The organism is Mycobacterium sp. E2497, from assembly GCF_001668695.1.
In the GTDB taxonomy this organism is placed as follows: Bacteria; Actinomycetota; Actinomycetes; order Mycobacteriales; family Mycobacteriaceae; genus Mycobacterium.
In genome coordinates this window covers 83,213-91,217 of record NZ_LZKD01000151.1, presented here as the reverse complement: position 1 = coordinate 91,217, position 8,005 = coordinate 83,213, and the positions used below count along the sequence as shown (strand labels likewise).

8 protein-coding genes are annotated in these 8,005 nt (G+C 68.2%); 2 read left to right on the top strand and 6 right to left on the bottom strand.

The window, feature by feature from the left end; translation table 11 throughout:
• Together A5713_RS14105 and A5713_RS14100 are read left to right on the top strand one after the other, a co-directional pair.
• On the top strand, positions 1 to 988 hold a 988-nt coding region (locus A5713_RS14105), incomplete at its 5' end, for an acyl-CoA dehydrogenase family protein (RefSeq protein ID WP_068096314.1).
• Positions 981 to 1,808 carry a tyrosine-protein phosphatase gene (locus A5713_RS14100; RefSeq protein ID WP_068096312.1) on the top strand — a complete coding sequence of 276 codons (828 nt, stop codon included), beginning with the start codon at positions 981 to 983 and terminating at the stop codon, positions 1,806 to 1,808. The genes A5713_RS14105 and A5713_RS14100, both read left to right, overlap by 8 nt.
• A gap of 8 nt (positions 1,809 to 1,816) precedes the next feature.
• Here the strand turns inward: A5713_RS14100 and A5713_RS14095 are convergent, their stop codons facing one another.
• The 6 genes from A5713_RS14095 to A5713_RS14070 all read right to left on the bottom strand — a co-directional run bounded on the left by A5713_RS14095 (position 1,817) and on the right by A5713_RS14070 (position 7,962).
• Positions 1,817 to 2,677, bottom strand: a complete 861-nt coding sequence (locus A5713_RS14095; RefSeq protein WP_067923075.1) for an SDR family oxidoreductase — start codon at positions 2,675 to 2,677, stop codon at positions 1,817 to 1,819.
• 51 nt (positions 2,678 to 2,728) lie between these two features.
• A complete protein-coding gene (locus A5713_RS14090; RefSeq protein ID WP_068096311.1) occupies positions 2,729 to 4,159 on the bottom strand; it encodes an aldehyde dehydrogenase family protein in 1,431 nt (476 codons plus the stop codon).
• Positions 4,160 to 4,351: 192 nt separating this feature from the next.
• A complete protein-coding gene (locus A5713_RS14085) occupies positions 4,352 to 5,284 on the bottom strand; it encodes a class I SAM-dependent methyltransferase (protein ID WP_197516374.1) in 933 nt (310 codons plus the stop codon).
• 49 nt (positions 5,285 to 5,333) lie between these two features.
• Entirely contained in the window at positions 5,334 to 6,275 is a 942-nt protein-coding gene (locus A5713_RS14080; protein WP_068096309.1) for a class I SAM-dependent methyltransferase, read from the bottom strand.
• A 65-nt stretch (positions 6,276 to 6,340) separates the two neighbouring features.
• Complete coding sequence (locus A5713_RS14075; protein ID WP_082972949.1) at positions 6,341 to 6,976, bottom strand: TetR/AcrR family transcriptional regulator; 636 nt, start codon at positions 6,974 to 6,976, stop codon at positions 6,341 to 6,343.
• Between the two features lie 2 nt (positions 6,977 to 6,978).
• Complete coding sequence (locus tag A5713_RS14070; RefSeq protein WP_068096305.1) at positions 6,979 to 7,962, bottom strand: pirin family protein; 984 nt, start codon at positions 7,960 to 7,962, stop codon at positions 6,979 to 6,981.
• Positions 7,963 to 8,005 lie beyond the last annotated feature (43 nt).

Sequence of the window (8,005 nt, the reverse complement as noted above, 5' to 3'; positions counted from 1 at the left end):
CGAGATCAGCGGATGGAGCCTGGAGATCGCGCCCGAGGCGCTCAACTGCGCGGCGCCCGACACCGGGAACATGGAGACGCTGCACCTGTTCGCCACCGAGGAACAGCGCAAGCAGTGGCTGGAGCCATTGCTTGGCGGCGAGATCCGCAGCGCCTTCTCCATGACCGAGCCGGCGGTCGCCAGCAGCGACGCGCGCAACATCGAGACCTCCATCGTGCGCGACGGCGGCGACTACGTCATCAACGGCCGCAAGTGGTGGACCTCCGGCGCGTCGGACCCGCGCTGCAAGATCCTGATCGTCATGGGCCGCACCAACCCGGACGCGGCGAGCCACCAGCAGCAGTCGATGGTGCTGGTGCCGATCGACACCCCCGGCGTGACGGTCGTCCGCTCCACCACGGTCTTCGGCTACCAGGACCAGCCCGGCCACTGCGAGATCATCTACGACAACGTCCGGGTGCCGGTCACCAACCTGCTCGGCGAGGAGGGCGGCGGTTTCGCGATCGCCCAGGCCCGGCTCGGGCCGGGCCGCATCCACCACTGCATGCGCGCGCTCGGCCCCGCCGAGCGCGCGCTGGCCCTCATGGTGGACCGGGTGCAGAATCGGGTGGCGTTCGGCCGCCCGCTGGCCGAACAGGGCGTGGTGCGAGAGGCGATCGCCAAGTCGCGCAACGAGATCGACCAGGCGCGGCTGTTATGCCACAAGGCGGCCTGGACAATCGACCAGCACGGCAACAAGGCCGCGCACACGTTGGTGTCGCAGATCAAGGCGGTGGCGCCGCAGGTGGCCTGCAATGTGATCGACCGCGCCATCCAGGTGCACGGTGCCGCCGGGGTCAGCGAGGACACGGTGCTGGCCCGGTCGTACGGCTGGCATCGGGCCATGCGCCTGTTCGACGGCCCCGACGAGGTGCACATGCGGACCATCGCGCGCGCCGAACTCGGCGCGGAGAAGTCTCCGCTCGCCGCGGCGGTCACACATGACTGAAACACTGCGGGAACTGTCCGGCGCATGGAACTTTCGCGATGTCGCCGACGAGACGCCGGGGCTTCGGCCCGGGCGGGTGTTCCGCTCCGGCGAGTTGAGCCGTCTCGACGACGCCGGCCGCGCGACGCTGCGCGAGTTGGGTATCACCGACGTGGCCGATCTGCGCGCCGCCCGGGAGGTCGCCCGCCGCGGCCCGGGACTGGTTCCCGACGGCGTCGACGTCCACCTACTGCCGTTCCCAGACCTCGGTGACGAGGACCAGCAGAGCGACGACGACGCGCCGCACGAAACCGCGTTTCGGCGGCTGTTCCAGGGCGATCCCGACCAATCCGACGAGGCCGTCAACGAGGCCGCCGTCCGCCACATGATCGACGAATATCGGCAATTCCCGTTTCGCAACGGAGCGCAACGCGCTGTGCGGCATGTCTTTTCGTTATTGGCGGCCGGGCATTCGGTGCTCACCCACTGCTTTGCGGGCAAGGACCGCACCGGCTTCGTGATCGCCACGGTGCTGGAAACGGTCGGCATCGACCGCGACACCATCGTCGCCGACTACCTGCGCAGCAACGCCGCGGTACCGCAACTGCGAGACCACATCTACGAGATGATCCAACAGCGTTCCGACGTCGATCTGACCCCGGAGGTCGTCACGTTCACCAAGGCGCGGCTAGCTGACGGTGTCCTCGGCGTCCGGCCGGAGTACCTGGCCGCCGCGCGCCAAGCCATCGATGAGGCGCACGGCTCGCTGGACGAATACCTGCGCGACGCAGGTATTGCGCAGGCGGATGTCGACCGCCTGCGCAACGAACTGCTCGCCTGATCCCGCCGCTACAGCTTGAAGTTGGCCTGCTTGGCCGCGGAGAGGTCGTCGATCTCGGCCCAGTGCGAGGCGACATCCTCGACCGTCGGCGGCTTGTCGAAGTTGGCGCCCTCGTTCTGGAACAGCGCCACCCGCTGCACCTTGCCCCCGCCGACGACGAAAACCGATGCGTTGTTGGCGTTTTCCTCGGTGCACAGGTAGGCCACCACCGGCGCGACGTACTCGGGTGTCAGCTTCTCGAGCACCTCCTTGGGCAGGATGTCCTCGGTCATCCGGGTGGCGGCGATCGGCGCGACGGCGTTGGCGTGGATGTTGTACTTCGCCCCCTCCTGCGCCAGCGTGTTGATCATGCCGACCAGGCCGAGCTTGGCCGCCCCGTAGTTGGTCTGCCCGAAGTTGCCGAACAGGCCACTGGTGGAGGTGGCGACGACGACCCGGCCGTAGCTCTGCTCGCGGAAATGCGGCCAGGCGGCGCGCAGCACGTTGTAGCCGCCGTACAGGTGCACCTTGAGCACGGCGTCCCAGTTCTCGTAGGTCATCTTGTGAAACGTGCCGTCGCGCAGGATGCCCGCGTTGCTCACCACGCCGTGCACCGCGCCGAACTCGTCGAGCGCCGTCTTGATGATGTTGGCCGCGCCCTCGGGTTCGGCGACGCTGTCGTAGTTGGCGACGGCCCGGCCACCCGCTTCCTTGATCTCGTTGACGACGTGGTCGGCCATGTTGTGGCCGGCGCCGGTGCCGTCGCGGGCGCCGCCGAGGTCGTTCACGACGACACTGGCGCCCTCACGGGCGAGGGTCAGGGCGTATTCACGCCCCAGTCCCCCACCGGCTCCGGTGACGACGATGACGCGGTCCTGCACTCCTGGCATCAGGTTCCTCTCTAAGGTGAAAACGACGTCCTAGCAAGCGATTTCGAGGTCTCAGAACATCCTGCGGGCCATCTTGAAGGCCCGCGCCGTGTACGGCGGGTAGATGAAGCTCGAAAGGTCGGGCCGGGTCGGCTTGGTCAACACCGACTTGCGGTGGCTGAACTCCTCGAAACCGTAGCGCCCGTGATAGGCACCCATCCCCGACGCGCCGACACCGCCGAACGGCAGCTTGGCCGTCGACACCTGGAAGGCCAGGTGGTTGACCAGCATGCCGCCGGCCGGCACCTCCTTGATCACCCGCTCGCGGGTCTCCCGCGTCTTGGTGAACAGGTAGGCCGACAGCGGCTTGGGTCGCGAGTTGACGAAACGTATTGCGTCGTCCAGGGATTGGACCGTGATCACCGGCAGCACCGGCCCGAAGATCTCGTTCTGCATCAACGGGCCGTCCGGGTCGGGGTCGACCACGACGGCGGGCTGGATCCGCAGGCTCGACGGGTCGCACTTGCCACCGACGATGACCTTGCCGTCGCCGCCGGCCAGGTAGCCGCTGATCCGGTCGAACTGACGCTGGTTGACGATCCGCATGCCGTTGGGCTTGTCGGAGGTGAACTTGGTGATGGCCGCGCCGATCTTGCTCACCAGCTCGTCACGAATCTTGGCGTCCGCCAACACATAATCAGGGGCGACGCAGGTCTGGCCGGCGTTCAGCAGCTTCATCCAGGCGATCCGCTTGGCCGCGACGTCCACGTCGGCGTCGGCCGCCACGATCACCGGGCTCTTGCCGCCGAGCTCCAGCGTGCACGGCGTCAGGTGGGGTGCGGCGCCTTCGTAGACCTTGCGACCGATCTCGGTGCCGCCGGTGAACAGCACGCGGTCCAGGCCCTGCGCGATGAGCTCCTGGCTGACCGAACCGTCACCCTCGACGACGGCGATCGCGTCGTTGTCGAGGTATTTGGGCACCAGCTCGGCCATCAGGTGCGCGGACGCCGCGGCGATCTCCGAGGGCTTGAGGATGACGGCATTGCCCGCGGCGATCGCACCGACCGCCGGACCCAGCGTCAGGTAGAACGGGTAATTCCACGCGCCGATGATCAGCACCGTGCCGTACGGCTCGTATTCGATCCAGCCGCGGCCGGGCAGCTGCGGCATCTCGAGCAGCTGGTACTTGCGGCGCGTCCACCTGCGCACCCGCTTGGCCGCATACTTCGCCTCGCCGGCCGTGGTCGCGACGTCGGCGATGAAAGCCTCGAACGGGCTGCGGTCCAGATCCTGGGCGAGGGCGTCCGCGATGGCCGCCTCGTTCTCTTCCATCAGCTTGGCCAGCTGCAGCAACTGCCGTTTGCGCCACTCGATGTCGCGGGTGCGGCCGGTGGCAAAAGTCTTGCGCAGCCGCTCCACCGTCGCGGGCACGTTCGCCGGCTGCGGACCCGGCGCCCCATTGGTGGCGGATGTCGTGGGTGTAACCGATTCGGTGGTCATCATTGTCCTTCCCTGCTTCGGTCATCCCGGAGGCGTCCGCGCTCGCGGCCCGCGACGCTCGTGGGTGATAACCGCGATCCTAACCATCCGGTTGGGAGAGCAGTAGAAAGGATCCGGCCGACCCCCACGACCGTCGCGCAGCCGCCGGCGGCTCGGAAGATCGTCAGGTAGCGGGAGTCGTCCGCGGGCGGAGACTTACAGCCGCTCGGCCACGACGAAGTCGGAGAAGGCGTCGTCGTCGGCGGCCAGCGCGACGTTCGCGATCCAGCGGCCCAGCCGGCGCATCTCGTCCGTCGAGCGCTGCGCGTGCGCCCGCCAGCCGTGGTTGTTCAGCCACTGCGTGACGTCCGCCCGGTGCTCGTCGCGGTACATCAGTTCCCCGACGTCGACCGTCTCTTCGATGCCGAGCTCGTCGGCGACCTTGCGGAACCGCTCACGCATCTGCTGGCGGCGCTCGTCGGCGTGCGCGGGCGCGGTCTCGGCCGAGACGCGGCTCCCCGCCGGGCTGAGCTCGCCGATCTGGGTGAACAGCCGGTCCTGCGCCTCGGCCGGCAGGTACATCAGCAAGCCCTCGGCCAGCCACGCGGTCGGCGCCGTCGGGTCGAAGCCCGCCGCGCGCAGCGCGGCCGGCCAGTCCTGCCGCAGGTCGATGGCCACCGCGCGGCGGTCGGTCGACGGGGTCACGCCGTTTTCCGCGAGCGTCGCGGACTTGTACTCGAGCACCTGGGGCTGGTCGATCTCGTACACCACCGTGCCCGCAGGCCAGTCGAGCCGGTACGCGCGCGAATCCAGGCCCGACGCCAGGATCACCACCTGCCGGATTCCGGCGGCGACGGCGTCTTTGAAGTAGGTGTCGAAGAAGTGGGTGCGCACGGCCTGGTAGCCGCGCATGTGCTCGAGCTGCGCCGCGGAGTCGGCGTCGAGAGCTTCGATCTTGGCCGCGACGTCGGGGTCGAGCATGTGCTCCCACAACACCCCCGCGCCGGCGTTGGTCACCAGAAGCTTGGCGTAGGGATCGCGGATGAGGGCGTCGGGCCGTTCGGTTTCGACGGCCCGGGCCGCGGCCACCATGACCGCCGTGCTGCCGACACTGGTCTTGATGTCCCAGGTGTCGTCGTGGGTGCGCAGTGAGCTCATCGCGTTGCTCCTCGGGTCGTGGGGCGAAAGGGTGAAAGTCTTACGAGGCCGGCCCACCGAGACGCGCCCGCAGCAGCGTGCTGCGCACGGCCTCCTCGGCCAGGTCTTCGGGTACCGGGCGGCCCAGCCGGGCCATCTCGTCGCGGTTGTCGACGGTCTCCACCTGCCAGCCGTGGTCGCTCAGCCACTGGCCGGCGTCCGAACGGTCCGGCTCGTGGTAGGTCAGCGCCTGCACGTTGACGTCCAGCCCGAGCCGTTCCCGCATCCGCAGCCAGCGCTGCGAATTGCTCCGGGAGTTCAAGCCGAACGCCTCGATGGCGACCCGGCTCCCCGGGGCGCTGAGAGCGGTGAACATCTCGAAGAGGCGATCTTGCGCGTCGCTCGGCAGGTACGGCAGCAGGCCCTCGGCAAGCCAGGCGGTCGGTTGGGTGCGGTCGAATCCGGCCGCGGCCAACGCCGCCGGCCAGTCGTCGCGCAGGTCGACGGGAACCGGGCGGCGACTCGCCGTGGGAACGGCGCCGTGCTGCAGCAGGATTCCGGTCTTGTATTCGAGCACCTTGGGCTGGTCGATCTCGTACACCGCGGTGCCGTCCGGCCAGTTCAGGCGATAGGCCCGGGAATCCAGCCCGGCCGCCAGGATGACCACCTGCCGGATCCCGGCCTTGACGGCCTCGTCGAAGTATTCGTCGAAGAAGTGCGTCCGCACGGCCTGGTAGTCGATGCCGATGCGGTGCGCCCGGCGGCCCTGCTCGTCGCCGTCGAGCCAGGCCAAGTTGGGGTCGGCAAGCCGGGCCCATGCCGGACCGGCGGACGAGACCAATAGGCCGGCGAACTGGTCGCGGATCAGCGGATCGTTTCCCGCCGTCTCCGCGGCACGCGACGCGGCGACGCCGAGCGCGGTGGCACCGACGAGTTCGGTGATGGTCCAGGTGTCGCCGGCTGATCTCAAAGAAGGCGGTATCGACGCGTCCAGGTCAGTCATGACCCGACCATGCTACCCGGATAAGTTAGTTAGCCTATACGCTTTGTGGGCAACTTCACTGCGGGCTACGCGTCGGGCACGCGGAAGGCGCCTTCGAGCAGTCGGCGCATCATCCCGGTGATGGCCAGCAGGGCCTCGGGGGTCTGGACGAAGCCGGCGTACAAACCCACCCCGCACATCAGGACGACCAGTGCCTCGACCAACGCCGACGCGTCGAAGTCGGCCGGGACCTCACCCCGCCCGATTGCAGCATCGACGGCCCGGACTAAAAACTCCCGGACGATCCGGACAGAATCGTTTTCCGTCGTGTTCCATTCCGGATGGCGCTGCGACTCGAGTACTCCGGTGATAATCAGCGCCGACCCGGCGGGAGTGTCGGAATTGGCGCGCACCGCAACAGAAATGAACGCGGCGAGCTGCGCCGGCAGCGTGGCTTCCCGCTCGGCCTCTCTGATCCCGGTCCCGATGATGGCTTCGTTGGTTTGCTCCAGCACCTCTCGGTACAAGACCCGCTTGCTCGAGAAGTAATGGTTGATCGCCGGACGCGTCAGGTCGGCGCGGGCCGCGATGGCCTGGAAAGTCGCGCCGTCGTAGCCGCGTTCGCTGAACACCAGGCGAGCGGCCCGCATGATCCGCTGTCGCGTCTCGTCCGCCTTTGCGGCAGGGGGCCGTCCCGGCCGACGGCTGACCCGTGAAGACACCGTTAAAGTGTGCCACCGCCATGGTGCGGCATCAGCGCATTTGGCGGAATACTGCCGAATTTGCCGGCCTGGTAGTCCTCCAATGCTTCGACCAATTCCGCGCGGGAGTTCATCACGAAAGGCCCGTAGTGAAATACCGGCTCGCGAATGGGTTGGCCCCCCAGCAGCAGGACATCCATGGCCGTGATGCGCGCCGATTGCTGTGCCCGGTCGGCGCCCACGGTGATCCGATCTCCGGGCCCGAGCACCGCCAATTGCCCCGCGTGAATCGGGTGAGCGACCGGGCCGAGGTATCCGCTGCCCGACAGCACATAGATCAACGCGTTGAAATCGCGTCGCCACGGAAGGTTGATGCGGGCGCCGGGTTCGATCGTGGCGTGCGCGAGCGTGATCGGCGTGTGGGTGACGCCGGGCCCGCGGTGACCGTCGATCTCGCCCGCGATGATGCGGACCAGCGTCCCGCCGTCGTCGGAGGCGATCAACGCCGCGTCGCCCCCCTCGATGGCCTGATACCGGGGCGCCGCGAATTTGTCCCGCTTGGGCAGGTTCACCCACAACTGAATCCCGTGGAAGAGCCCGCCGCTGTCGACGAGTTCGGCGGGCGGCGTCTCGATGTGCAGGATGCCCGAACCGGCGGTCATCCACTGCGTCGCGCCGTCGGTGATCAGGCCGCCACCGCCGTGCGAATCCTGGTGGGCGAACTTGCCGTCGATCATGTAGGTGACGGTCTCGAACCCGCGGTGCGGGTGCCAGTCCGTTCCCCTCGGCTCGCCCGGCTGGTACTCCACCTCGCCCATCTGGTCCATGTGCACAAAGGGATCCAGGGCGGCGGCGCTGACCCCGGCGAAGGCCCGGACGACCGGAAAGCCCTCGCCCTCGTAGCCTCGCGGCCCGGTGGTGATCGATCGGACCGGCCGCTCGATGTCGGCGGGCGCGGCTGCTCCGACGCGCGGCAATGTGAGGGTGTTTGCGGTGATGGCGGGCATGTGAACCTCCGTGGTGAGAACTTCCCGTATAACCGGACCGCGG

Bases quoted from the DNA above. Each gene is read 5' to 3' on its own strand.
- A5713_RS14090 (WP_068096311.1), bottom strand. From the start codon at position 4,159: ATGATGACCACCGAATCGGTTACACCCACGACATCCGCCACCAATGGG.
- A5713_RS14070 (WP_068096305.1), bottom strand. From the start codon at position 7,962: ATGCCCGCCATCACCGCAAACACCCTCACATTGCCGCGCGTCGGAGCA.
- A5713_RS14095 (WP_067923075.1), bottom strand. From the start codon at position 2,677: ATGCCAGGAGTGCAGGACCGCGTCATCGTCGTCACCGGAGCCGGTGGG.
- A5713_RS14080 (WP_068096309.1), bottom strand. From the start codon at position 6,275: ATGACTGACCTGGACGCGTCGATACCGCCTTCTTTGAGATCAGCCGGC.
- A5713_RS14100 (WP_068096312.1), top strand. From the start codon at position 981: ATGACTGAAACACTGCGGGAACTGTCCGGCGCATGGAACTTTCGCGAT.